This window comes from Sivoneniella epilithica UHCC 1019 (assembly GCF_040830845.1).
Lineage (GTDB): Bacteria > Cyanobacteriota > Cyanobacteriia > Leptolyngbyales > Leptolyngbyaceae > ULC077BIN1.
The window spans coordinates 43,556-66,864 of the sequence record NZ_JBFPDP010000028.1 but is presented as its reverse complement, the minus strand read 5'-3'; the positions used below and the strand labels follow the sequence as shown (position 1 = coordinate 66,864).

Genomic DNA, 23,309 nt, shown 5'->3' with positions numbered 1-23,309 from the left:
GAGTTTTGAGTTTTGAGTTTTGAGTTTTGAGTTTTGAGTTTTGAGTTTTGAGTTTTGAGTTTTGAGTTTTGTTCGCGTAGTGTCCTCCGTAGAAGATATTTTGAATTTTGAGTTCGCAATTCGCAATTCTTAAATCTTCGTCTCTCGTCTTTAATCCAATTCTTCGCGCACTAACTGCACTAACTTTTCAGCTGCGCCGGGTTGTCCACGGACTGCCCGGAGTTCATTTCGCATGGTTTGCAATGTTTCAGGATGCTCTAAGTAGTGCGTTACTTTTGCTGCAACGTCTTGGGGTTGAAACTCGCCATACCATTCTGGGACAATTTCCCGCTTTGCCCAAATGTTGGGCCACGCTCTCAACTTGGGACGAAGAGAAGCCAGCCAGCTAATGAATGTTGCCATGCTCGTTCCGATCGCGGGGAGATTTACCAATAATCCGGGCAATCCGTCCCACGCTCGCATGAGGTCGAGTTGATGCATGGGCACTAGCACCAGCATTGGAACGGCTAAAGCACCCAGTTCAGCCGTGTTTGCCCCAATCGTGGTCAGGCAAATAGTGCAGCGAGACAGCACATCATAGGCGGGAAACTGGTTCCATAAAAGAACCTCGGTGCCCGCGATCGTTCTCAAACAGGGGAGTTGGTCGGCAGTATCAGGAATGACGAGGGTTGCCGATGCCCAACCAAGCTTTTGAATGATTGGATTGTGGGCTGGATCAGCGTAGGCAGCAAGGGGCTTTAGATCTAAAGAGGGTGCGACTGGAATCACAAATTGGGCGGTGGGATAGGTTTGATGCAGATGATCTGCGATCGCCAGAGTCAGCGGCACTCCCAAAGTTAACTTCATCGGTTTGGAGCCGGGGAGCAGTCCAATCAGCAGTTCCGTAGTGTCAATAGACTGATTTTCGTCGTCACTCTTGCCTGCTTCTGCCATTAAATCGCCAACAACGGTAAATTTATCGGCATATTTGGGGGCAACGCGATCGCAAATCTTCGAGTTCATCACGCCAAAGCGATCGACGAGGGAATGCCAACGTGCTTCCCATTCGGCATAAATTACCGTGCGATAGCCCATCCGTTTGCCAATCACCACTGGAAAAAACTGATCGCCGCCCAAAAACAGCACAACACCGTGAGATCGCCAATCCCAGTGATCTTGAGTGTTGCCGAATAGCAAAAATGGAAAAAACTGAGCCGCTTCCTGGACGCGATCGATTTCAGCAAAGCGACGGGCGATCGCGCCTTCCTGTCCGCTAGCATTAGCACAGGGCGACAGCACCACCGAAATTCTCACCTGTGTGCGATCGTTTCCTAGTTGGCGGCGCAGTTCCTTGACCACGGGATGCACCCAAGTTGCCAATTCTCCAGGACCGTTCGACAAAATCAAAATATCAACAGGCTGATTCACCAATGCAAAATCCTTTTACCTGAACGATACAATACAGGCACTTTAGCCGCGATAGAGAACCTTTTAACCCATGACATTGAGCCAAATCAACATACGAACGGCTGTTCCCGGTGATGAAGCCGCGATTTTTAGCTTGATTCGGGCACTCGCCGCCTATGAAAACCTGACGGAGCAGGTGACAGGCAGTGAAGCAGGGCTACGATCGCATTTGTTTAGCGATCGCCCCTATGCTGAAGCTATTTTGGCAGAAATCAATGATTCTGCCGTGGGATTTGCCCTATTTTTCTACAACTACTCTACCTTTCTCACCAAACCAGGCATTTATCTAGAAGATTTATTCGTCTTGCCAAACTACCGCAGTCAAGGAATTGGCAAAGCGCTACTCGTGTATCTCGCTCAACGGGCGATCGCCCAAGAGTGCGGACGACTAGAATGGAGTGTGCTGGATTGGAATGAACCCGCGATCGGCTTTTATCAAAAAATGGGGGCAACTCTGCTTCCCGATTGGCGTATTTGTCGCGTGACAGGCGACGCATTAGGGCAAATGGCATTAGGAAAAAGGACGAATTCATGAAGGTCTATCGAATTCCAGTTTTATCCGACAATTATGTGTTTCTGCTGCATGATGCGGAGTCCAATAGTGCAGCCGTGGTCGATCCGGCGATCGCGGAACCCGTTTTGCAAACGCTGAAGGAACTGGGGGCAAAGCTGGTGGCGATTTTCAATACCCATCATCATCATGATCATATTGGCGGTAACCCAAAATTGTTACAGCACTTTCCAAATGCGATCGTCTATGGCGGTGTGGAAGATCGGGGCAGAATTCCCGGACAACAGATATTTTTACAAGACGGCGATCGCGTTTCGTTTGCTAATCGCACGGCAGCGGTTTTCTTCGTTCCCGGTCACACTCGCGCCCATATTGCCTACTATTTTCCGCCGATAGTTCCCGGTGAAATGGGCGATTTGTTTTGCGGTGATACCTTGTTTTCCGGTGGCTGCGGCAGATTGCGTGAAGGTACGCCAGCGCAAATGGTGGAATCCTTGGGCAAACTGCGAACTCTTCCAGACAGCACCTATGTTTGGTGTGCCCACGAATATACCCTAAAAAATCTTCAGTTTAATTTAACGGTGGATAGCAGCAACCCGGATTTGCAACGACGATTTGCTGAAGTAAAGCAAATGCGAGATCGCCACGAACCGACCATTCCCGCCAATCTGGGTATGGAAAAACGCACCAATCCTTTTCTTCGTTGGGATGCACCCGAACTGCAAACCGCGACCCAATCCGCCAATTCCATTCAAACCTTTGCTCGTTTACGCGGCATGAAAGACCACTTTTGAAGCAATATGGCAACGGATGAATAGGGTAGGGCGAAAATATTCTTGAGGAATAACGGAAATAACGGACGGTTGTTTTGACCTTTTCTTGTACTGCTATACAGATAAAGTGATGAGCGAGTTTGAGCAAACTGAAAAACAGAAGATGCTGGCAGGGGAATTATATCTGGCAACCGATCCAGAACTGGTCGCCGAGAATAAACGCGCTAGTCGATTGCTCCGCCAGTATGCTCAAACCACCCTCGAAGAGCCAGAACTACGCCAACAAATTTTGCGAGATCTGTTGGGCAGAGTAGGCGAGGCTGCGAACATTGTGCCGCCGTTTCACTGCGATTATGGCAGCAATATTTTTATCGGCGATCGCTTTTATATGAACTACGGCGGAGTAATTCTCGACTGCAACACTGTTCATATCGGCAATGATGTCCTCTGCGCTCCCTATGTGCAAATCTACACAGCAACTCATCCCACCGATCCAACGGTTCGCCTGACCGGAAGAGAACTTGCCGCCCCAATCACCATTGGTAACACAGTCTGGATCGGCGGCGGGGCGATCATCTGCCCTGGAGTCACCATTGGCGACAACACCACAATCGGGGCAGGAAGTGTGGTCACTAAGGATATTCCAGCCAACGCGATCGCAGTCGGAAATCCGTGCCGAGTGATTAAAACTCTGGAAAAGTGCTGAGTTTAGAGTTCGGAGTTCAGAGTTCGGAGTACAAAGTTTTTGGCATCCTTTTTCCTTGTCCCACGCGCCACTCGCCACTCGCCACTCACCTTTCACCCCATTCCGTGTATTCTGGGTTAGGAACTTTTACGAAACGAATGGGAACGATCCGTGCTTGACTTAAGGCAAATCCGAGAAAATCCAGAATGGGTGCAAGAAAAGCTGAACCAGCGCAGCGGTAGCTACGACGTGCAGCCGATTCTGGAACGCGATCGCCAGCAAAAAGAGCTAGAAAAAACCCGTTCCCAACTGCAAGCCCGCAGCAACGAAATTGGCAAATTAGTCGGGCAAAAACTGAAAGCAGGCAGCAAACCCGATGATACTGAAGTGCTGACCTTAAAGACTGAAGGCAATCAGATTAAGGCGCAACTGGGCGAACTAGAGCCGCAAGAAAAAGAGTTGAAAGCTGAGATTGAATCGCTGCTGCTGACTTTGCCCAATGTGCCCAGCGAGACTACGCCCATCGGCAAAGACGAAACCGAAAATGTGGAGGTTCGGCGGTGGGGCGATGAGTATAAACCGCAGAGTACAACGCTGTTGCCCCATTGGGAAATTGCTGAAAAGCTAGGAATTTTGAACAGCGATCGCGCCACTAAAATTGCCCAAAGTCGCTTTATTGTGCTGTTGGGAGCTGGAGCCGCCTTAGAACGGGCGCTGATCTCTTTTATGCTCGATCGCCAAACTGCCGCAGGCTATACCGAAGTGTTGCCGCCGCTCTTGGTCAACACAGATTCGCTGACCGCCACCGGACAACTGCCCAAGTTCGCCGAAGAAAGCTTTCAGTGCAAAGACGATGATCTGTGGCTGATTCCGACCGCAGAAGTGCCCGTCACCAACCTCTACCGCGACGAAATCTTGTCAGCAGACGACTTGCCCATTTTCCACTGCGCCTACACGCCCTGCTTTCGGCGTGAAGCAGGTAGCTATGGACGCGATACCCGTGGGCTAATTCGTTTACATCAATTCAACAAGGTGGAACTGGTGAAGCTCGTCAAACCGGAGACATCTGAACAAGAACATCAAGCTTTAGTACAAAACGCTGAAGCCATTTTGCAAGCTTTGAAACTGCCCTATCGCGCGATCGAGCTTTGTACTGGTGATCTTGGCTTTGGCGCAGCGAAATGCTATGACCTGGAGGTGTGGCTCCCTTCTGCCAATACCTATCGCGAAATTTCTAGCTGCTCTAACTTTGGGGATTTTCAGGCGCGACGCGGCAATATTCGCTTTAAGGAATCGGGGCAAAAAGGGACTCAGTTTGTTCACACGCTCAACGGCTCCGGCTTAGCGGTCGGTCGGACGATGGCAGCCGTGCTAGAAAACTATCAACAGCCTGATGGATCAGTCCGCATTCCAGACGTGTTGCAACCCTACCTAAACCGCGAAGTGCTGTGATTTGTATAGTTAAAGTCTGATGATGAATGCTGGCGATCGCTCATTTGCGATTCATGCCGTAGAATTTCTGGCGCTGCTGAATGAGAATATGATTTACTGAGGGACAGGCACATCACCAAATTTGAGGTAGTGAAGTAGCAACCAAATTGAATGTTTAAGGATTTCTACGGACTTGGAATAACACAACGTTTTGCGATGCAACCGAGCCAGATAGGGTCGAAAGCGGGTGTTTTCTCCCTCAACCCGAGTCATGTACGTCTTGCTGACAATTTGGTCGCCCTCTGGAATAAATCCTGGATAAACAGACCACCCTAAGTCCTTCGGCAACGCTACGCGAACGGTGACATAGAAGTAACACTTCCAAGTCGCAACGATCGCCCACAACGGACGAAAGGTGTCAGCACTATGATCACCCAAAGCCCATCCTAAAATCCCCTTTTTGAAGTGGTCAACGGCAGTCCACAGCCAAATTTTGTTTTTTTGACCCCACAAACGTTTCTAACTCGTCTAGCCCACCAACGTCAGGAGGAACCTCTGGATCGTAAGCATCGGGTAACAGTTCACCGATTTGTTTGACCCAAGTAATGATGGTCGTATGGTGCACTCCTTTAACCCGCTCAATGCCTCGAAAACCCATGCCGTTAACATCCATCGTGAGGCACTCCCGCTTAAACTCCTCTGAATAACTGGAAGCAGGATCATTAAGTTGCGATAAATTGCCACCGACAGGTCTTACAGATGTAATTTTGTTTCCCTCTTTGCTTACCGTTTCTACTGACCTCACTTGAACCGCATTCGGGACACTGCATTGCTTTTACCCTGATTTCATATTTCTATTATGCAACGCCGCCTTATCTACTAATCAACTTGATTTGGGGTTATATGGAGATACACCATCAGTGGTAGGGCGATCGACAGGGCTGAAAACCAAAATCATCAATCAAACTCGTGTCGGTCAAGATGCCTGGTTGATTACCAAAAAGGATGGTTCTAAGTCCGTTGAGGAACTCAGGTGGCAAAAGGTTGGGGTCGCAAAGGGCACTCTGGCTATTGGGCAGGGCAATCGGCAGCAGCCTACGCTCGGATCTTGGGACACGCCACTCGACAGGTGCAGCACGTGGGGACAGTCGGACTACAGGATCAACGGAAGCCCTTTTCGGCGGCGGCGGCGATGCTTCTAGGCATTTCAGGTTGGTTTGAAGCAGAATTGGTTTATCGACATAAAGTTGCGGTGAGCCGTAATTAGTCCCCTAGAAAAGCGGGTTCCAATACGTTGCAGTAGTACGGGAATTGTCAGGGCTGGACGATATGCTGTGTTGTTCCAGCCCTGCGATCGCCTTCTCTCAATGATGAACAGGTGGGCTGCCAAAAGCTACCAGGTTCAGCCATTTGCTGACTTGCTACCAACTGAACACTGCCGTCTTTGTCCACCATCACACTATCTGCTTCTATCAAGAGCGAAGGAGTAGAGGGGTGTGAGGGGAGAGGGGGAGAGGAGTCAGGCAGGGATGTGGGAGTAGAGGGGTGAGTATTTTCGGTTCCCACTTCGACCCAAGAAGCAATACCTTCGCTGCTCTGCAACGGCTCTAGCGGATTCTCTGGTAAGCCGCCCCGCCCCGTCACGGTAAACGAACTTTGCCGGAAGCCACTTCCTGCTGCACATTTCTGATCAATCCGGTTGGAGGGATCGACTAAGCCGCCGGGCAACTGCTGCAATCCTCGACTCGGATCAACGCCGAGGGTGTTAATCGCCACCACTCCGCTCACGCCAAAGGTAGAACTGGCGGTAATGTCGCTAAACTCCGTCAGCCTTGGACGAAACTGTAATCCATAAATTCCCTGGGCGGTAATGTTGACCTGTCCCCCGCTGCCCGTAAACGCATTTGCCGTAATATCACTATTCTCCCCTTTCACCCCAATAATGAATCCCCTTGGCGCATTAATGTTGATGTTGCCGCCGTTGCCGCCTGCCTCTGCGGTGCCTGCTGTTGCCGAAATTTGGCTGCCCCGCCGCATCAGTAAAAGATCTTGGATTGTCAAATTGATGTTGCCCCCATCTACGGTGGCAGACTGAGCATCAAGAACCCCTTGATCCAGGCGAAGTTGTGGGGTGGTAATAAAAATATCTCCCGCTTCACCAGATGCCAGAGATCGGACAACGATGCCGCTATTGGCACTGGCGGACAGGCGATCGCTATTAAAGGTTGGATCAATCCCAGCGATCGCGACCTGATTTCGAGCATTCACTGTGATAGTTCCGGCTTTGCCTGTGCCTTCGGTCGCCGCACCCAACTGGCTACCGTTTCGCAACTCAACGGTATTGGCATTCACTGTGATACTGCCACTATCTCCAGAGGCGATCGTCCGAACATCGATCAGCGCACCATTCAATAGGCGAAGGGCATCGGTGTTCACTAGAATATTTCCACCCCGACCCGACCCAAGAGTGGCTGAAATCAGCCCACTGGGTTCTTGGGTTTGCAGATTGATATCGGAAATGGTGACACTATTGGCATTCACCCGAATGTCACCCGCTGTGCCTGCTGTTTCGGTTGTTGCCAGGAATTTGGCTCCATTTTTCAACTCAACCTTGTCAGCCGAGACGTTGATATCATTGCTATTGCCGCTGCTGCCAGTCAGCGATCGACTGGCAATGAAGGAGTTATCAAACGTAAGCCCCTGACTGACATTGATGAGAATTTCGCCAGCACTTCCAGCACCTTGACTAGAGGTGTTGAGTTGAGTTTGGGCATTGGCTTCAAAATTCTGAGTCAGAATTTGGATGGTTCCACCATTACCAATAGCACTGGACTCAACATAACTCGCTATATCGGCACTGTTGAGAACCACGAGATCGCTGGCATCAACTGTAATATTTCCAGCATCCCCATTGCCTAGCGTCGAGGCATTCAGTTGTCCCCGGTTCATCACTTCAAAGATTTTTGTGAAGACTTGAATATCTCCACCCTGTCCAACCGATTCGCGATCGACAAAGCTGATGATGCTGCCGCCATCAATCTTTACCTGTTCACGAGTGTTGATTACAATATTTCCCGCATTGCCACGCCCCTGAATACCAGACTGAAGTGCAGATTCAGAAGTCCGCAGTTCTACGGTGTTTGCAGAAATGCGAATATTACCTGCATTGCCAACCCCTGTGTTGGTCAAAATACTCAACGCTTGGGCTTCGTTAAAGATGACGCGATCTCGAACATCCACCACAATATTACCCGCATTGCCCCGTCCCAAGCTGGCAGTCCGTAGCTGCGCTCCATCAGTCAAGCTCAAGTCACCAGCGGAAATTTGCAGAGTGCCACCCGATCCCACTCCAGTCGGATTGACCCCGGTGATAATGGCGCTAGCGGTTCCACTTGCCTGACTACCGCCTGCCAGGGTGATTTCATTCTGCGCGACGAGGACTATATTTCCTGAGTTTCCTTGTCCTGCTGTGAGAGATTGAATTTGAGAACGATTGAGCGCGATCGCCTTGGCAGTGATTTGAATCGTGCCACCCTGACCAATTCCTGTTGGTAAAACATTACTTTCAATCGTGGAGCCGTTGTTGAGCGTGACGCGATCGCGCGCCTGAATGAAAATATTTCCAGCATTTCCTTCTGCTATTGTGTTGACCAAAATTCTGGCACCGTCATTAATGTCCAGAGAACCCGTAATGATCCGCAAGTTGCCACTGTTGCCTGTAGAGTTTGGCAGGACGGCATTGATGATCGCACTGTTGGGCAAAATGTTGGAACTTCCGCCAATCGTCACTTGCTGGGTGGCATTCAGCGTGATGTCTCCTGCTTGCAGATTGGCACCATTTCCCGTCATTCCAGACAGCAACAAACTGCCGTCAATATCAATATTTTGACCCGTGATCGTTATCGCTCCCCCTTGATCGGCGCTGACATCAATGATGCTGTCGTTGCGGAGGGAGACATTCCCCCGAAGAACATTGGCTGGAAAACTCAAGCTCAATCCATCACTTAGATTCAGCCCAACTGTACCTGAAGCAGACAGCCCCCCAATTTCTACTCGTCTACCGGGTGAAATAATGAATGACCCATTGAGATCAATATCTCCTCCCACTAAAGCCACGTCGGTAAACAGACTATTGACTCCTGCGCTGATTTGCCATGCTGCCTGAATCTTGCCAGGTGTTTGTCCAAACTGCAATCCAATCGGCACACTGACCGTCAGTAGGGGAGCCGCATCACGGCTGTCAAATACTGTCCCATCTTGAAAATGCATCCGCTCGGCAGTAGTGGCTAAAAATGCGCCACCATTCAATAGTGTGGCTCTGGAACCAAAGACAATGCCATTCGGGTTGAGCAAAAAGAAATTTCTGGGAGTGAGGTTAAAGGCGGGATCGAGGGTTGCGATCGCGCCGTTGATGTTCGAGATAAACGGTTGCCCAACTCCAGTCACGCGCACAATCACATTTTGAATCGCGGGATTGGTGATGAATGCCGCAACATCTCCATTCGGTAGAGAAAATTGTAGGAAACTATGGAATAAATTGCTGCCTCGCGTGGTGCCGTTGATGATTCCGCAAGTGCCACCTGCTCCAGCACAAGCTCCGATCGCTTGAGTACCCAAGGTTGCATCGGGCACAATTTGAGCTTGAATGGGTAGGGAAACGAAAATAGCAGAAACAGTAGCGCTAGCAAGGGTGAGGCGGTGCAACAGGTTCAGCGGCATGATGGATAGCAGCGGTAGTAGAGGTGCGGTTATTCTACCAGCAGGGTTAAGGATGATTCATTAAAATTCGCTGCCTGCCTGAGCCAAGTCAAAAGTATCTACAAAATCACCTCATGAAGTTTTTAGTAGCTCCTAAATGCGGCAAACTGTGGCAAAATCACTGCCATGCTTCATCCTTTGCAACCCGGACAAATTATCACTAGCCCCGGCTGCCATTTTAGCTATCGAGTAGTTGGCGCGTGCTGTCGCTTGTTCGATCGCGAACAGTTGCCTTGGCCCTGCTGTCGGTTGCAGTGGCACAGCAAAGAACCCAGTTGGCGGCGAATTGGACGACGGCTAATTTTAGATATGGCGAGTCGCGCTCATCCTACTTATAGCGTTGAACTGTTGGGGCAAGGGGGCGATCGCTCCCTGTCCAATCCATCGGAGCCAATGATTTTGACCTGTTATTGGGTAAAACTGCCGCAGCCGATGAATGAATGGTGGTATTCCGATCGCCTCAAACGAGAGATGCTGCTGTCTATCCAGCCTCCTGCACCCATGACTCGGCTGGCAACCTGCTCTACCACGGTTGGCACCGCCGATGACACTAAAACAGCCGGATAAACCGCCGTTCCCCATTCTGGGTGCAGCAGAATAGAACAGCCATCAATTTCCAGGGTGTTGTATCCCAAACACGCTCTGACCACCGCAACATCATCGATGGATCGCCCTGCTTGAGAGCGCATCGGTAAACCAGTTTTTGGATCAAACAAATCGGCATCGTATCCCTGATTTTGTAGTGCTGCTGCGATCGCGCCGCCTGTTTGCAAAAAGCGATCGCGCAATAAATGCTTTTGCGTTTCTGTCATCAGCGATCGCTCCATCAACCCGCAGCCGGACTGCTGTAGCACAATCAATACAGACGCGATCGGACACGACCAACCGGGCAAGAGTTGATCGGCATACCGATACATAAACGGGCTAGGCGGATGAACCGAATAAAGCATCGGAAGAACACTGGATAAAAAGAAGGACGCAATTTGAATGCGCCCTTATCACCATATTATTAAAACGGGCGAGGAGGGATTCGAACCCCCGACACCGTGGTTCGTAGCCACGTGCTCTAGTCCACTGAGCTACACACCCCTATCAGCTTTGCTATAGTAGCATATTCAATTCACATGACACAAAATTTTCTTTCTCTTTCTGACAATCCTTCTGCGGCGCTAACTCACCTAGATGAACAGGGACAGGCGCAGATGGTAGATGTTTCTGGTAAAGCTCAAACCGTCCGAGAAGCGATCGCGGTAGGACGAGTGCGAATGTTACCCGAAACCCTCACCGCGATCGCGGCTGGCAATACGCCCAAAGGGGATGTTCTGGCAACGGCGCGACTGGCAGGGATTATGGCAGCCAAACAAACCGCTAATCTGATTCCCCTCTGCCATCCCCTGCCCATTCACAAAGTAGATGTGCAGATTACGCCCAATCCCAACCTGCCGGGATATCACATTCAAGCGATCGTCAAAATCAAAGCCGAAACTGGGGTAGAAATGGAAGCCCTCACTGCCGTGGCGATCGCGGCTCTAACGCTTTACGACATGGCAAAAGGGTTAGAAAAATCAATTTGCATTGAAGATATTCACCTGCTCAGTAAAACAGGCGGTAAGTCCGGTGACTATCACAACCAGGATTAAAGTACGAATTCCGAAGTGCGAATTCCGAATTCAAAACTCAATAGTCACCACTCGCCATTCGCCATTCGCCATTCATTATGTTGCAAACCATTTCCACTCAGCCTTTCCTCGATCAACAGCCGGGAACTTCTGGACTTCGTAAAAAAGTTTCCGTGTTTCAGCAGCCACACTATCTGGAGAATTTTGTTCAGTCGATTTTTGACAGTTTGAAGGAGTTTGCCAGAAAAACGCTGGTAGTCGGTGGCGATGGACGGTACTACAATCGCACAGCCGTTCAAATTATCCTGAAGATGGCGGCGGCAAACGGCTTTGGACGAGTGCTAGTCGGGCGCGACGGCATTCTTTCTACGCCTGCCGCATCCTGTATCATTCGGAAAAATCAGGCATTTGGCGGCATCATCCTATCTGCCAGTCATAATCCGGGTGGGGTGAAGGGCGACTTTGGCATCAAATATAACAGTGGCAATGGTGGACCTGCGCTGGAATCCTTGACAGAAGCGATATTTGCTCGTAGTCAAACCATTCAGGTCTATAAAATTTTGGCGGCAACCGATGTCGATCTGAATAAAGTGGGCTTGACTAAACTGGGTGAGATGGCAGTAGAGGTGATCGATTCGGTGAATGATTATGCTCAACTGCTGGAGTCTTTGTTTGACTGCGATCGCATTCGAGAACTGCTGACCAACGGGCGGTTTCGATTGTCTATTGATGCCATGCACGCAGTCACCGGAGCCTATGCCCATCGATTGTTTGAGCAACGGTTAGGGGCAACGTTGGGCACGGTGCAAAAGGGTGAAAGTTTAGAAGATTTTGGCGGCGGACATCCCGATCCAAACCTAGTGTATGCCCATGAGTTAGTGGCGCGGCTGTTTGGAGATAATGCCCCTGACTTTGGTGCCGCGTTTGATGGCGATGGCGATCGCAATATGATTTTGGGTCGCAATTTTTTTGTCACTCCCAGCGATAGTCTTGCGGTGCTGGCTGCCAATGCAAAACTGGTGCCTGCCTATCGTGCGGGGCTAGCCGGAATTGCCCGTTCCATGCCCACTAGCCAAGCAGCGGATCGGGTTGCTGCTCATCTAGGCATTGACTGCTACGAAACTCCCACGGGCTGGAAATATTTTGGCAACCTGCTTGATGCTGGAAAAATTACCCTCTGCGGCGAAGAAAGTTTTGGCACCGGGTCAAATCACCTGCGCGAAAAAGATGGCGTGTGGGCGGCACTATTTTGGCTAAATATTCTCGCAGTGCGGCAGCAGTCAGTTGCCGCGATCGTCCAAGAACACTGGCAGATGTTTGGACGCAACTATTACACTCGCCATGATTACGAAAACCTGGAGAGCGATCGCGCCCATGCGTTAATCCAAAATTTACAGAGTCTCATGCCAACCCTCAGAGGTAAGCAGTTCCGTAGCTATCAGGTGAGCGGCTGCGATGACTTTAGCTACACCGATCCGGTGGATGGCAGCATTAGCGCTCAGCAAGGCATCCGACTAAGCTTCACTAATGGGTCGCGCATCGTCTTTCGGCTTTCTGGAACGGGGACCCAAGGCGCAACTCTTCGAGTTTATTTGGAGCGCTACGAGCCAAATGCTGCTCACCACAGGCTCAATCCTCAAGCTGCCTTGAAAGACCTAATTGCGATCGCCGCAGAGGTCGCCCAAATTCATGCCTTCACTGCCAGAGCCACTCCAACGGTAATTACTTAATGGCATGGGCATAATTACTTTTTACTAAAGTGTAGATTTATGATGAAATTGAAAGATTTGTAAAGAAAAGTATTTATTTGTACCATTCTCAGTTAAGTTAAGGCAAATTTGAGGACTCTCTATGAGATATACCGTAGAAGATGGTGGGCGCTTAAATAACTTCGCGATCGAGCCAAAGATGTATAAAGCAGAACCCCCAACCGGAAACCAAAAGCGCAACTACATCATTTTAGGCGTAATTGGAATGGGGTTAGTTGGAGCGCTAATGGCTGTTGCGGTATCAGTATCTTAGCCATCTGTTGATCATCATAAAAATGGGAGGATTTCAAACCCTCCCATTTTTGCTTTGTAACCGTCTTTATTTCAGCGTTTCAACTAAAATTTGCCCTCATCCTCAATTGAAATTAGAGGCTAGATTTATGGCTTGCGGATATCCTTTGCCATATCACGGAACATATCCATACTGGAGTCAGCGCGGCGACGTTCACGCACCTGGGCTGGAGTGGGCGTTGCGGCAGAAGTGCTAGACTGAGCAGCACCAAAAGACGACTGGGCTGCGTCCGTTTTCTGTTGTTTCTTAGCCGTCATTGACGATACTTGTGTGTTTAGGTCAGGAACAATTCCGTTAACCCCTTTTGCGTAAGTGCGCTTGATATTTTTCACGGTTCGCATATAGTCTATGTTGCCCATGCTGCTTGCACTGTCTGCATCTAGGAAGTAGGCATCAGAATTTTTCTGAACTCGTTGAGTTACAGGTTTTACCTTTTCAGGCTTTACTTTTTCAGGTTTTACTTTTTCAGCCTTCGCTTTTTCAAGTTTTGGTGCGGCTGCTTCGTCGGGTTGCCGCTTGGAAAATAAACCTCTGATAAATCCAGTCACAATGTCTCCCTACCTCTGTTTTATTGCGATGTGTTAATCGATATGAACAATCATAACAACAGAGGTTATCTCTTGAAAACAGGAGATTGTAAGGATTTCGAGGATTTTAAAAAATAATTGAGCGATCGCCCCAGATCCGATCTCAAGCCTCAGCATTAGGATTGCAGCGATCGCGCCATCAAAAACGGCAAAATATGGGCAGCAAGCTCGGCAGAATGATTTTGGGGCAAAGAATGGGTTGCTTCTGGCAAAGTCACCAGTTGAGCATTGGGAATCTGGTTAGCATAGGTTTCACTGTGCCATTGAGGGATCGTGTCATCGCGATCGCCCGTGATCACCAAGGTTGGCGTTTGGAGGCGATGAATTTCTTTTTCAACGGTGTCGATCGCATCTTCGGGACGAATGCGATCGACTAAAAATGATCGCGCGGCTGGCTGACTGTTTAACTCACCCCGCATCCAAGCAATTTTTTCTAACGTCTCTTTCTGCCCAAACCAATTTGAAAAAGGTTTGATTCCATTCAGCACCCAATCGACCCAAGGCGTTTGCCACAGAATCGGACGCAAATGATCGTATCGTCCAGCAAAACTATCATCTCGAATTCCGGCTGGAGCTAGCAATATTAATCCTTTAACCGCAGTGGGATAAGCCAAGGCATAAGCAGCAGCGACCCATCCGCCAAAGGAATGTCCCATAAGGTAGCAGGGTTCCAAATGTCGAGCTTGAATAAACTGCCGGACAAACTCAACTTCTTTGGCAACATTATATTGAATATCAGGTTTGGCGGAATCACCAAAGCCTAATAAATCTAGCGCAACACAGTGTATTTGAGAGTGTATTTGAGAGTGCATTTGAGTTTGTAACTGCGCCATCAGTGGTAGCCAGCACTTGCCGCTACCCATGAATCCATGCAGCATTAACAAGGGTACGCCCTGTCCTTGCTCTAAGTAAGCCGCTGGCTGCGGTTGGGTTGCCTGAAGAAAGTCTAAATTAAGGTTTTGGATGAGTTTTTCGGTCATATAATCGGTCATATAAATTGAGGAATTTTAGATTATTCTTCTACGTTTTCTGATGAGATCGCAGTTTCTACTTCGCTTTCAAAGGTGACTCCTTCATAGATGTCAGCGATCGCAATGTCTACCCCAATGGATTCAAGCTGAATGATTGCCGAATCCGATTCATACTCCCTCAAAACCCATCCGTCATCAGTTTTAGTATGATGTTCTACATACATTTCATACTGACTCACTAATAAATATTCTTGGAATTCAGAAATGGAGCGATAGTAGCGAAATTTATCGGTGCGGTCGTAATTTTGAGTTGATTTCGATAGCACTTCAATAATTAACTTGGGATTTAGCACGACATCTTTTCTGCTCTCTTGGAATACAGGTTGTCCCTGAATAATATAAACATCAGGGTAAACATAAAGGCGATAGCGAGGTATCCAAACTCGCATATCTCCAGCACGAACGGTAAAATCTTTGCCGCGTGATGCAAATTTGAGTAGCGCACAAAAATTGACAAATAATGTGTTGTGGTCAAACGATCCGCCTGTCATGGGTACGATTTCTCCATTCCAATATTCGCTGCGAGACTCGGCGGTTTCTTCTAGGGCAAGATATTCTGCGGGAGTATAGTTTTTTTGTTGAACTTGCATTGTGAATATTGAGTAAGTGGGTAGCGATCGCTCAATTCTTATAATCCTAGCGCTTACCCTAAAAATAGCTTGTAGGCAGGATTTTGGCTTTCATCCCAATAGAGATAGCCCAGCGTTTCAAGAAATGCTTGCCATTCTGCCATTTCTTGGGGTGGCACCTGCATTCCAACCACAATGCGCCCGTAATCTGCACCGTGGTTGCGATAGTGAAACAGGCTGATGTTCCAGTTGGGACTCATGCTAGTGACAAATTGCATCAGAGCACCGGGGCGTTCGGGAAACTCAAATCGATAGAGCAGTTCGTTATGGGCGAGGGGAGAATGTCCGCCGACCATGTGCCGTAGATGCAGTTTCGTGAGTTCGTCATCGGTGAGGTCAATGGTTTTAAAGCCACACTGTTCAAATTTGATCCCCATTGTGGCGGCATCGGCGCGGTTTTGAATTTGTACACCCACAAAGATATGAGCCTCTTGTTGATCAGCAATCCGATAGCTGAATTCAGTTAGGTTGCGATCGCCCAAGCATTGACAAAACTGGCGCAAACTACCCGGTGCTTCGGGAATGTTAACCGCAAAGACTGCCTCGCGTCGTTCACCAAATTCTGCCCGTTCTGCCACAAAACGCAGGCGATCGAAGTTCATGTTGGCACCGCAGGCAATGGCAATCAGAGTTTGTCCGCTGATTTGTTCGCGCTCGACATAGGCTTTGGCAGCCGCGATCGCCAACGCCCCGGCAGGCTCCAAAATCGATCGCGTATCTTCAAACACGTCCTTAATCGCCGCGCAGGTCGCATCCGTATCCACCAGCATCACTTCGTCTACATACTGCTGGCATAGGCGAAAGGTTTCTTCCCCCACTTCCCGCACTGCTACGCCATCGGCAAACAAACCCACTTGCGGTAAGCGCACTCTGTGCCCCGCTTTCAATGATTGAGACATCGCATCGGCATCCACGGGTTCCACGCCGATGATCTTGATTTCAGGGCGAATCCGTTTGACGTAAGCTGCAATCCCAGAAATTAAACCACCGCCACCGATCGCCACAAAAATCGCGTGGATCGGCTGCTGACACTGGCGCAAAATTTCCATCCCGATCGTGCCCTGTCCGGCAATCACATCCGGGTCATCAAACGGGTGAATGAAGGTCAGCCCTTTTTCCGCCTCTAGCTGCCGTGCGTGGGCATAGGCATCATCATAGGTATTGCCATGCAACACGACCTCGCCTCCCCTCGCCTTAACTGCATCAATCTTCACCTGAGGCGTGGTCACTGGCATGACAATCAGTGCCGTCGTGCCCAACTGCCGCGCCCCCAATGCCACTCCCTGAGCATGGTTCCCGGCGGAAGCCGCAATCACGCCTAGTGCCAACACCTCTGGCGGCAACTTCACCATTTTGTTATAGGCACCGCGCAGCTTAAATGAAAAGACCGACTGCATATCTTCCCGCTTGAGCAACAGCCGATTATTCAGCCGCCTAGACAGGTTGGGCGCATCATCCAAAGCCGTTTCCTGAGCGACATCGTAGACACGCGCTGTCAAAATTTGTTGCAGATAGTCGCACATGGTCATAGTTGAAAGGCTGAATGGAAGACAATTTTACGTTACCACTCACAAGACTCCTTAAAGCTCTAAAAATTTGCTATTCAACCCCACAAAAATGCTACGTTACCACTCACAAGACTCCTTAAAGCTCTAAAAATTTGCTATTCAACCCCACAAAAATGCTACGTCGAAAACCTAGATACAATGGAGGCAATCCGTAGCGAATAGTGCCGTGATGAGACAGCTACCCGTCAAACTGCCGACCGATACTTGGGTTAATGCCACTTGGGAGGAATACTTGCAGGTAGCGAACGAGCCTACCCATGAAAGAGCTAAGGGCTACTACAACAACGGACGCATGAGGTTAGAAATGTCGCCTTTAGGTAATCCTCACTCGCGTGATCATTTTATTGTTCTGGTCGCGATCGCTCTGTTTGTCAGTATTCAAGATATTGATCTTGATGGACACGATAACTGCACCTATCGCAAAACAGGCTATGAGGAAGCTCAGCCTGATGTCTCCTTTTATGTGGGAGCCAATGCCGAAGTGGTGTCCTGGGAAACCACAATCATTGATCTCGATACCTATCCAGCCCCAGATTTGGTGATTGAAGTTGCTTATTCATCTTTGGCAGATGATAAAGGGGAAAAGCGCCTACTGTATGAGTCTTTGGGCGTACAGGAATATTGGATTATTGATGTACAAAAAGTTGAAATCATTGCCTTTGCGATCGCCAATCGCGGGAGTCGGCGGATCGATCAGTCTCTAGTATTGCCGGGACTGGCGATCTCGCTGTTAGAAGAAGCCCTGTGCCTCAGCCGTCAAACAAATCACGGTAAAGTCAGCGCTTGGCTACTCTCCCAATTTCAATCAACAACGCACCCAATCAATCAAGCTCCAATGGAGCAGGACAAGTGATGCGGATAAAATTCCCAGTTTTGGGATGAATGAAACCGAGATGATAAGCGTGGAGATGATAGCCACAATCACCCGGAACCGGAAAATTCCCAGCCTCGCTACTGGACTGCAACACAGGAATACCGCCCACGCCATAGAGCGGATCACCGAGCAAAGGAAACCCAGCAAAAGCGAGATGAATCCGAATTTGATGCGGTCGCCCCGTTAATATAGTGACTTCTAGCAAAGTGCTGCTAGGTTTGCGTTTGAGGACTTGAACATCGCTGTGGGAAAACAAGCCATCCGGTGAGGCACCATAAATGTAGCCTAGGACAGGATGGGGAAGTTTACCGATCGCCTGAGTAATCGTGAACTGATCCGGCATATCGCCCGCTCCCACCAGCGCCCGATAAACCTTATGGATCTGCCGCTTCCGTAGTTGTTGACTGAGATAGGCTTTTGCCAAGGGCGATCGCGCCAACAGCATCAAGCCCGATGTACCGCGCCCCAGTCGATGGATTGGCACCGGCGTATCTTGCGGATAGATCTGGTGTAACTGACCTAGCAAGGTATGGTCTAAAAAGCCACCTCCCGGCAACACAGGCAATCCCGCAGGCTTCGCGATGACCAACAAATCCTCATCTTCATGCAGCACTTCAAACTCTAGCGGCACCTCTGGCTCTTGCCATGGAGGACGATGATATGCCAACCATTGCCCTGGTTGCAAGAGTGTTTCTGGCGCGATCGCCTGGTCATTCAGCAACACTTGCCCTGCTGCAATTCGATGGTGCCAGTCATCCCGGCTAGAGTGGCGATAGCGTTGAGTGTAGTAGTCTAATACCGTCGATCCCGCATCCGGACATTTGACCTGCTCTCGATAAATCCAGCCACGGTTCATATAGCCCTCACCCTAGCCCTCTCCCGATGGGAGAGGGAACCGGATCTGATAAAAACGCTTGGAGATAGAATCAGCAAATTGGTAACGCAATTGGATAAATTCCTTTTTTAGGCTTTAGAGAGACGGTGAATCCAAAGATAGTTTTCGCCTTCTGGAGAACACTTTGCCTGGATCAAAGCATTGGAATAGTACAAATTTTGCCCAGATAGATCATTGCGATAGCCGGAGGATGTCCATTCGCCATAAGGATCATTCACAAAAAATCCATTCTGGTCATAGCCGCGCACTACGATAATATGCCCAAAGGTAGTGAAATAGCCGTGGATGATGCAAGGTCGCCCTTCTGCGATCGCCTTGCGAACATCAGACTGACGACCTCGCATTGTAAAGTCATTTTTTAAGCCATAGTTTCGCGACATCGTGGCTAAATCATTGCCATCCCAGCGGCTTAAACCCTTGTTGATCATATAGATGTATAGTTCATCTTCTAGTTGACTCACGCCCGTATTGCCCCGAATCTGAAAGTAAGTCATCACCATGGCAAACGCAGTGACATTGCAGGCTCCAGTTGGGTTTAGCGCATTGTCTAACTGGCTTTTGTAGGGAATATTTAGCTGCTTGGTTGCAGGAATACCGCCTGACTCCGGCTCCGGTTGAGGAATGGGAATATTTTTTTGCTGGGTGTTGATAAATTCAAAGTCTGGAGCGTAGACATACCAAGTGTTACGGGGCGGATTACTCAAAGCCTCCCACAGGAGAGAAATTTTGTAATGATTGTTGGGAGCCGTTGCCCACGACTGAAGATTGACAATCCTGCCGGTCGAGATCGCCACCTTATCCTGAGCAGGGAGCTTGGAAGAATCAGCCGTGGACTGCTTAAAAAGAGTGCTTCGAGTAATTTTGAGGCTGGGAGGTTGGATCAGTTGAATATGAGGAATATAGACATACCAAGTGTTGCGCGGCGGATTCCCTAAAAACTCTCCCATTAAGGCGATTTTTAAATAGCTTCTATCTACTGCTTTCCAAGAATGAATATTAAGAACTGTGCCCGCAGAAACCGACACTTTATCCACGGGAGATAGCTGAACTGCATCCTCAGTCGTCTGCTTAAAAACGGTATCCTGGACGACTTTAAGTTGTATAGCCATACGTTTTACCCTAAATTTTGGTCTATTGCTTAACCAGTTTGACTCAGGGGCGATCGCAGAGAACTACGGACTGCAAAAATAATTTCCGCCCCAGTTAAATGAATTCATCGTAACTACACTAAATCCTATTCTTCATCGCGCTGCACACCGCGAATAATTCGAGATAGCTCGGTTTTTTCGTCTACAGCAATTCGGGTCGGTGATCCGCTGATGATTCGTTCAAAGTTGCGGAACGAGTCCTTAATTTCGGGACCATGGTCGCTGATTGTGTATTCCCGAATGCCTTTATCATGCCAAGAGCCGCGCATTTTGAACACATTGATCGCACGAGACATTTCTCCCCGAATTTCCACATATTGCAGCATTAGAATGGTGTCGGTAATGGTGGAAATATGCGAGTCGGTGATGGAGTTCGACCCCATAAACTGGTCGGTGGTGTTGGTAAAGAAGCCCGTAATTTCTTCTTGCTTGGCAAACCCAGTCACACCAATCACAAACTGGCGAAATGCATTGTTGCTGACTCCACGGGCGATCGCCGACAGAGAATCGATCGCAATTCGAGCCGGCTTAAAATCCGCAATCTCCTGCTTAATCGTCTGCAAATGATCTTCCAACCCTGCCGATTCTGGATAGGCACAGAGAATTTTTAGTAAGCCCTGCTGCTCCAATTCTTCAAAATCAATTCCCCAGGAATAGGCATTTCGCGAGAGTTGAGCGCGCGACTCTTCATAGGCAAACAGGATCGCTCGTTCACCTTTGATGCAGCTTTCTTCCAAAAATTTGCTCACCAGCATCGTTTTACCTGTGCCTGTTGCGCCCGTCGCCAGAATGATCGAATCTTTGAAATAGCCACCGCCACACATTTCGTCCAGAGTTTTTACGCCAGACGACACGCGCACATTCGACGATCGCTGAGTCAAGCGCATTGCCCCCAATGGGAAAATATTGATCCCTTGCCGCGTCATCGTAAATGGATATTCCCCCTTCATGTGAGTAGTGCCGCGCAGTTTCAAAATTTCGATCGTGCGGCGACGGCGTTCACCCTCCAGCACATTTCGCAAGATCACCACATTGTCCGAGACAAACTCTTCTACGCCAAAGCGGGCAACCTGCCCATATTCATCTACCCGCTCCGTGGTCATAATCGTGGTGACACCCACCTGCTTTAACCGCGCCACAATCCGAAAAATTTCTCGCCGCACGACCGACACCGCATCATATTGTTGAAACACTGCCGTCACGGAATCAATCGAAACCCGCTTTGCCTTATATTTGCGAATGGCATATTGAATCCGCTCAATCAATGCCGAAAGGTCAAAGTTACCCACCACATCCTGCCCATCAGGATCGGGGGACGCATCGAGAATAAACAACCGACCTTCATCAATAAACTTTTGGAGATCCCAGCCAAAACTAAAAGCATTTTTGATAATATCGGCGGGAGATTCTTCAAAGGTGACAAAAACACCAGACTCATCAAAATTAACGATGCCGTTGTATAAAAATTGGACAGCGAGCAACGTTTTTCCGGTGCCAGAGGTGCCACTAACCAAAGTTGTTCTGCCAATGGGCAAACCGCCATGGCTAATGTCGTCAAACCCTTCTATCATCGTGCGGATTTTGTCAACCCCTGCTGTGGGGATGCCGCTCCTGTTTTGTTGATTCAATTCATTCATAATGATTTTTGAATTGACCTGCTAATTGCGCCTAGTTCTTTACACCGCTTGTATCACAAAAGCTACCCACCAATTCTGTTTATTCTTCGTAGACGTTATTCGTTGGCAGCTTCATCTTCCCGCAGTTCTTCATACAGTAAATCTAGTCCAATTAACACTTTTTCGCGATCGGATAGATCGCCAATGATTTTGCGAACCGGCGGCGGCAAAATTTTTGCGAGGGTCGGGGTTGCCAAAATCTTATCTTCTTCGGCTAACTGCGGATTTTTTAAGACATCAATTACTTTGAGCGCATATACCCCCTTGAACTCTTCTTCCAGAATATTGTTGAGGGTTTTTAGCGCTCGAATCGAGTTTGGCGTGTTGCCAGCAACGTACAGTTTCAGCACGTAGGTTTTTTTCAGTGGCATAAGCTTGGGGGTTAACTAGCGAAAGAGTAGGAGTGAATAGCCTAGGGTTCTCTAGGAATTGAGCGGCGATACATTTCGCATAAATGAGCGATGATGTCAATCAACGTCAGCCGATAATCCAGGAGGATTTCTTCGCTGCGTCCCTCTAATTTTAATTGCTTAGAAATTTCGTCGATTAACTCCATGTGAATTTCAACGATTTGAGGCACAGACATGTCTGTAAAAAAGGAGGTATTGATAAAGTCATCAATTTGCTGGTTCAGCGTACCATCGTTTGTGAAATAGCACAGGATTATATCGCGATAGCTTGCTTTGAGCTTGTCTAATAGTTCCTGCTGTTGATCATGGGATAGGTGGCGGAAAAAGTTTTGGGAATTGCGCTTGTAATATACGCCTAAATACCCCAGCCGTTCTTTGAGTTTTTCGGCGAGGCGTTGCTGTTGCAGCATGAGCAGGGTTTGGGTGGCTGAATCGATCGCGGTTTCTGTCTCCACGGAATCTCCAATCCGGCAAGTAGGCGACAGATGAATAAACCGGGCGATCGCTTGCTCAGCTACGTCATCCATCAGCACAAATTGGGCGGGGGTTGTGTGAAATTCGGCAGTGTGATAGATAAAAGGCGATCGCCCAGAAGCATCATGCTCATGAATGAAGTCATGCTCTGAAATAGATACGCCATCTAATCCGGTATGCAAAATCACGGCAGGTAAGACAATCACCTGACCATGTAACCAGTTAACCAAGTGAGGCAACTCTGAACCACTCTGCAAGATGAGGCAATCAAGCTGTTGTTTTTCTTTTTCAATCGACTCACAAAATTGGTCACTAGCAGTATGAAAGGCAACATGATAGCGATCGCGATTTAAAGCATCTAAAAGAGCTTGGGCGGCAAAATCAGAATTGAGAAATAGACCAATAGAAAGTTTTGAGGACAAAGTTTTTAGAAAGTCAACAGTATTAAGAGAGAAAGAAAAACGTTGGGGTCAGTTGAGGCATGGGGAAAGCCGACGGCTGCATCGGCTGCTAAATCTTGCATATAGGCACAACTTTAATTAATTATAATTGTCTGCCTGTTTTGCTCAATCCACCTCCATAATGAGGGCTGGAGTTTAAAAACTAACTTGTTCACCATTCTCTACCAAAATTTGCGGATTCACACCGCTGTTAGAAAAAGGTGACGTTATTCTGATATTTTTTCTTGCATTCAATTTTTCTCACTGGACGCTTCGCTTGAATAAACCATTCT

21 protein-coding genes, 1 tRNA gene and 2 pseudogenes are annotated in these 23,309 nt (G+C 48.7%); 10 read left to right on the top strand and 14 right to left on the bottom strand.

The features are described from left to right. Positions 1 to 150: 150 nt before the first annotated feature. Positions 151 to 1,407, bottom strand: a complete 1,257-nt coding sequence (locus AB3R30_RS16955; protein ID WP_458650388.1) for a glycosyltransferase family protein — start codon at positions 1,405 to 1,407, stop codon at positions 151 to 153. A gap of 70 nt (positions 1,408 to 1,477) precedes the next feature. On the opposite strand from AB3R30_RS16955, the gene AB3R30_RS16950 reads away from it, so the two are divergent. The 4 genes from AB3R30_RS16950 (at position 1,478) to serS (ending at position 4,867) form a co-directional block, all read left to right on the top strand. Continuing rightward, positions 1,478 to 1,981, top strand: a complete 504-nt coding sequence (locus AB3R30_RS16950) for an N-acetyltransferase family protein (protein ID WP_458650387.1) — start codon at positions 1,478 to 1,480, stop codon at positions 1,979 to 1,981. Beyond that, positions 1,978 to 2,751: a hydroxyacylglutathione hydrolase gene (gloB, locus tag AB3R30_RS16945; RefSeq protein WP_458650386.1), complete on the top strand. Its 774-nt coding sequence runs from the start codon at positions 1,978 to 1,980 to the stop codon at positions 2,749 to 2,751. Before AB3R30_RS16950 ends, gloB begins: the two co-directional genes overlap by 4 nt. Before the next feature lie 109 nt (positions 2,752 to 2,860). Beyond that, positions 2,861 to 3,436: a sugar O-acetyltransferase gene (locus AB3R30_RS16940; protein ID WP_458650385.1), complete on the top strand. Its 576-nt coding sequence runs from the start codon at positions 2,861 to 2,863 to the stop codon at positions 3,434 to 3,436. Positions 3,437 to 3,586: 150 nt separating this feature from the next. Further along, on the top strand, positions 3,587 to 4,867 hold the full coding sequence (serS, locus tag AB3R30_RS16935) for a serine--tRNA ligase (protein WP_458650384.1): 1,281 nt from the start codon (positions 3,587 to 3,589) through the stop codon (positions 4,865 to 4,867). 93 nt (positions 4,868 to 4,960) lie between these two features. Here the strand turns inward: serS and AB3R30_RS16930 are convergent. After that, positions 4,961 to 5,676: pseudogene (locus tag AB3R30_RS16930) on the bottom strand (IS1 family transposase). Between the two features lie 203 nt (positions 5,677 to 5,879). Here AB3R30_RS16930 and AB3R30_RS16925 point away from each other — a divergent pair. Beyond that, positions 5,880 to 6,113: a hypothetical protein gene (locus AB3R30_RS16925; RefSeq protein ID WP_458650383.1), complete on the top strand. Its 234-nt coding sequence runs from the start codon at positions 5,880 to 5,882 to the stop codon at positions 6,111 to 6,113. A gap of 47 nt (positions 6,114 to 6,160) precedes the next feature. On the opposite strand, the gene AB3R30_RS16920 is transcribed toward AB3R30_RS16925, so the two are convergent. Continuing rightward, complete coding sequence (locus AB3R30_RS16920; RefSeq protein WP_458650382.1) at positions 6,161 to 9,565, bottom strand: two-partner secretion domain-containing protein; 3,405 nt, start codon at positions 9,563 to 9,565, stop codon at positions 6,161 to 6,163. Between the two features lie 165 nt (positions 9,566 to 9,730). On the opposite strand from AB3R30_RS16920, the gene AB3R30_RS16915 reads away from it, so the two are divergent. Further along, on the top strand, positions 9,731 to 10,171 hold the full coding sequence (locus AB3R30_RS16915) for a hypothetical protein (protein ID WP_458650381.1): 441 nt from the start codon (positions 9,731 to 9,733) through the stop codon (positions 10,169 to 10,171). Between the two features lie 26 nt (positions 10,172 to 10,197). On the opposite strand, the pseudogene AB3R30_RS16910 reads toward AB3R30_RS16915, so the two are convergent. Both AB3R30_RS16910 and AB3R30_RS16905 read right to left on the bottom strand, forming a co-directional pair. Next, a pseudogene (locus AB3R30_RS16910) lies at positions 10,198 to 10,416 on the bottom strand (hypothetical protein); the annotation flags it as partial. A gap of 203 nt (positions 10,417 to 10,619) precedes the next feature. Then, positions 10,620 to 10,693, bottom strand: a tRNA-Arg gene (locus tag AB3R30_RS16905). A gap of 35 nt (positions 10,694 to 10,728) precedes the next feature. Between AB3R30_RS16905 and moaC the strand changes: the two genes are divergently transcribed. The 3 genes from moaC to psb34 all read left to right on the top strand — a co-directional run bounded on the left by moaC (position 10,729) and on the right by psb34 (position 13,245). Continuing rightward, positions 10,729 to 11,244 (top strand): cyclic pyranopterin monophosphate synthase MoaC, encoded by a 516-nt coding sequence (gene moaC, locus AB3R30_RS16900; RefSeq protein WP_458650380.1) that lies wholly within the window; start codon positions 10,729 to 10,731, stop codon positions 11,242 to 11,244. Between the two features lie 77 nt (positions 11,245 to 11,321). Next, positions 11,322 to 12,953 carry an alpha-D-glucose phosphate-specific phosphoglucomutase gene (locus AB3R30_RS16895; RefSeq protein ID WP_458650379.1) on the top strand — a complete coding sequence of 544 codons (1,632 nt, stop codon included), beginning with the start codon at positions 11,322 to 11,324 and terminating at the stop codon, positions 12,951 to 12,953. Between the two features lie 121 nt (positions 12,954 to 13,074). Continuing rightward, complete coding sequence (gene psb34, locus AB3R30_RS16890; RefSeq protein ID WP_458650378.1) at positions 13,075 to 13,245, top strand: photosystem II assembly protein Psb34; 171 nt, start codon at positions 13,075 to 13,077, stop codon at positions 13,243 to 13,245. Positions 13,246 to 13,370: 125 nt separating this feature from the next. Here psb34 and AB3R30_RS16885 read toward each other — a convergent pair whose 3' ends face one another. The 4 genes from AB3R30_RS16885 to ilvA form a co-directional block, all read right to left on the bottom strand. Continuing rightward, positions 13,371 to 13,832, bottom strand: a complete 462-nt coding sequence (locus AB3R30_RS16885; RefSeq protein WP_458650377.1) for a hypothetical protein — start codon at positions 13,830 to 13,832, stop codon at positions 13,371 to 13,373. A 155-nt stretch (positions 13,833 to 13,987) separates the two neighbouring features. Then, positions 13,988 to 14,863: an alpha/beta fold hydrolase gene (locus AB3R30_RS16880; protein WP_458650376.1), complete on the bottom strand. Its 876-nt coding sequence runs from the start codon at positions 14,861 to 14,863 to the stop codon at positions 13,988 to 13,990. 20 nt (positions 14,864 to 14,883) lie between these two features. Beyond that, on the bottom strand, positions 14,884 to 15,492 hold the full coding sequence (locus tag AB3R30_RS16875) for a Uma2 family endonuclease (protein ID WP_458650375.1): 609 nt from the start codon (positions 15,490 to 15,492) through the stop codon (positions 14,884 to 14,886). Positions 15,493 to 15,545: 53 nt separating this feature from the next. Further along, complete coding sequence (gene ilvA / locus AB3R30_RS16870; RefSeq protein WP_458650374.1) at positions 15,546 to 17,060, bottom strand: threonine ammonia-lyase, biosynthetic; 1,515 nt, start codon at positions 17,058 to 17,060, stop codon at positions 15,546 to 15,548. Positions 17,061 to 17,268: 208 nt separating this feature from the next. On the opposite strand from ilvA, the gene AB3R30_RS16865 reads away from it, so the two are divergent. Next, the gene (locus AB3R30_RS16865; protein WP_458650389.1) at positions 17,269 to 17,952 is read left to right on the top strand and encodes a Uma2 family endonuclease; all 684 of its coding nucleotides are present in this window, start codon (positions 17,269 to 17,271) and stop codon (positions 17,950 to 17,952) included. Here the strand turns inward: AB3R30_RS16865 and AB3R30_RS16860 are convergent. From AB3R30_RS16860 to AB3R30_RS16840, 5 genes are all read right to left on the bottom strand, one after another. Then, positions 17,921 to 18,829, bottom strand: a complete 909-nt coding sequence (locus AB3R30_RS16860; protein WP_458650373.1) for an RluA family pseudouridine synthase — start codon at positions 18,827 to 18,829, stop codon at positions 17,921 to 17,923. The two genes, AB3R30_RS16865 and AB3R30_RS16860, sit on opposite strands and share 32 nt — an antisense overlap. Positions 18,830 to 18,936: 107 nt before the next feature. Next, positions 18,937 to 19,977, bottom strand: coding sequence for a C39 family peptidase (locus AB3R30_RS16855; protein ID WP_458650372.1), 1,041 nt, complete (start codon positions 19,975 to 19,977; stop codon positions 18,937 to 18,939). Positions 19,978 to 20,102: 125 nt separating this feature from the next. After that, positions 20,103 to 21,653, bottom strand: a complete 1,551-nt coding sequence (gene kaiC, locus AB3R30_RS16850) for a circadian clock protein KaiC (protein WP_458650371.1) — start codon at positions 21,651 to 21,653, stop codon at positions 20,103 to 20,105. A 95-nt stretch (positions 21,654 to 21,748) separates the two neighbouring features. Continuing rightward, positions 21,749 to 22,063 (bottom strand): circadian clock protein KaiB, encoded by a 315-nt coding sequence (gene kaiB, locus AB3R30_RS16845; RefSeq protein ID WP_458650370.1) that lies wholly within the window; start codon positions 22,061 to 22,063, stop codon positions 21,749 to 21,751. A gap of 41 nt (positions 22,064 to 22,104) precedes the next feature. Continuing rightward, entirely contained in the window at positions 22,105 to 22,998 is an 894-nt protein-coding gene (locus tag AB3R30_RS16840; protein ID WP_458650369.1) for a circadian clock protein KaiA, read from the bottom strand. Positions 22,999 to 23,309 lie beyond the last annotated feature (311 nt).

What these genes read in the sequence shown, in the direction of transcription:
- AB3R30_RS16950 (WP_458650387.1), top strand. Translation starts at nt 1,478, where the DNA reads ATGACATTGAGCCAAATCAACATACGAACGGCTGTTCCCGGTGATGAA.
- gloB (WP_458650386.1), top strand. Translation starts at nt 1,978, where the DNA reads ATGAAGGTCTATCGAATTCCAGTTTTATCCGACAATTATGTGTTTCTG.
- AB3R30_RS16940 (WP_458650385.1), top strand. Translation starts at nt 2,861, where the DNA reads ATGAGCGAGTTTGAGCAAACTGAAAAACAGAAGATGCTGGCAGGGGAA.
- AB3R30_RS16920 (WP_458650382.1), bottom strand. Translation starts at nt 9,565, where the DNA reads ATGCCGCTGAACCTGTTGCACCGCCTCACCCTTGCTAGCGCTACTGTT.
- AB3R30_RS16915 (WP_458650381.1), top strand. Translation starts at nt 9,731, where the DNA reads ATGCTTCATCCTTTGCAACCCGGACAAATTATCACTAGCCCCGGCTGC.
- moaC (WP_458650380.1), top strand. Translation starts at nt 10,729, where the DNA reads ATGACACAAAATTTTCTTTCTCTTTCTGACAATCCTTCTGCGGCGCTA.
- AB3R30_RS16895 (WP_458650379.1), top strand. Translation starts at nt 11,322, where the DNA reads ATGTTGCAAACCATTTCCACTCAGCCTTTCCTCGATCAACAGCCGGGA.
- psb34 (WP_458650378.1), top strand. Translation starts at nt 13,075, where the DNA reads ATGAGATATACCGTAGAAGATGGTGGGCGCTTAAATAACTTCGCGATC.
- AB3R30_RS16880 (WP_458650376.1), bottom strand. Translation starts at nt 14,863, where the DNA reads ATGACCGATTATATGACCGAAAAACTCATCCAAAACCTTAATTTAGAC.
- AB3R30_RS16875 (WP_458650375.1), bottom strand. Translation starts at nt 15,492, where the DNA reads ATGCAAGTTCAACAAAAAAACTATACTCCCGCAGAATATCTTGCCCTA.
- ilvA (WP_458650374.1), bottom strand. Translation starts at nt 17,060, where the DNA reads ATGACCATGTGCGACTATCTGCAACAAATTTTGACAGCGCGTGTCTAC.
- AB3R30_RS16865 (WP_458650389.1), top strand. Translation starts at nt 17,269, where the DNA reads ATGAGACAGCTACCCGTCAAACTGCCGACCGATACTTGGGTTAATGCC.
- AB3R30_RS16860 (WP_458650373.1), bottom strand. Translation starts at nt 18,829, where the DNA reads ATGAACCGTGGCTGGATTTATCGAGAGCAGGTCAAATGTCCGGATGCG.
- AB3R30_RS16855 (WP_458650372.1), bottom strand. Translation starts at nt 19,977, where the DNA reads ATGGCTATACAACTTAAAGTCGTCCAGGATACCGTTTTTAAGCAGACG.
- kaiC (WP_458650371.1), bottom strand. Translation starts at nt 21,653, where the DNA reads ATGAATGAATTGAATCAACAAAACAGGAGCGGCATCCCCACAGCAGGG.
- kaiB (WP_458650370.1), bottom strand. Translation starts at nt 22,063, where the DNA reads ATGCCACTGAAAAAAACCTACGTGCTGAAACTGTACGTTGCTGGCAAC.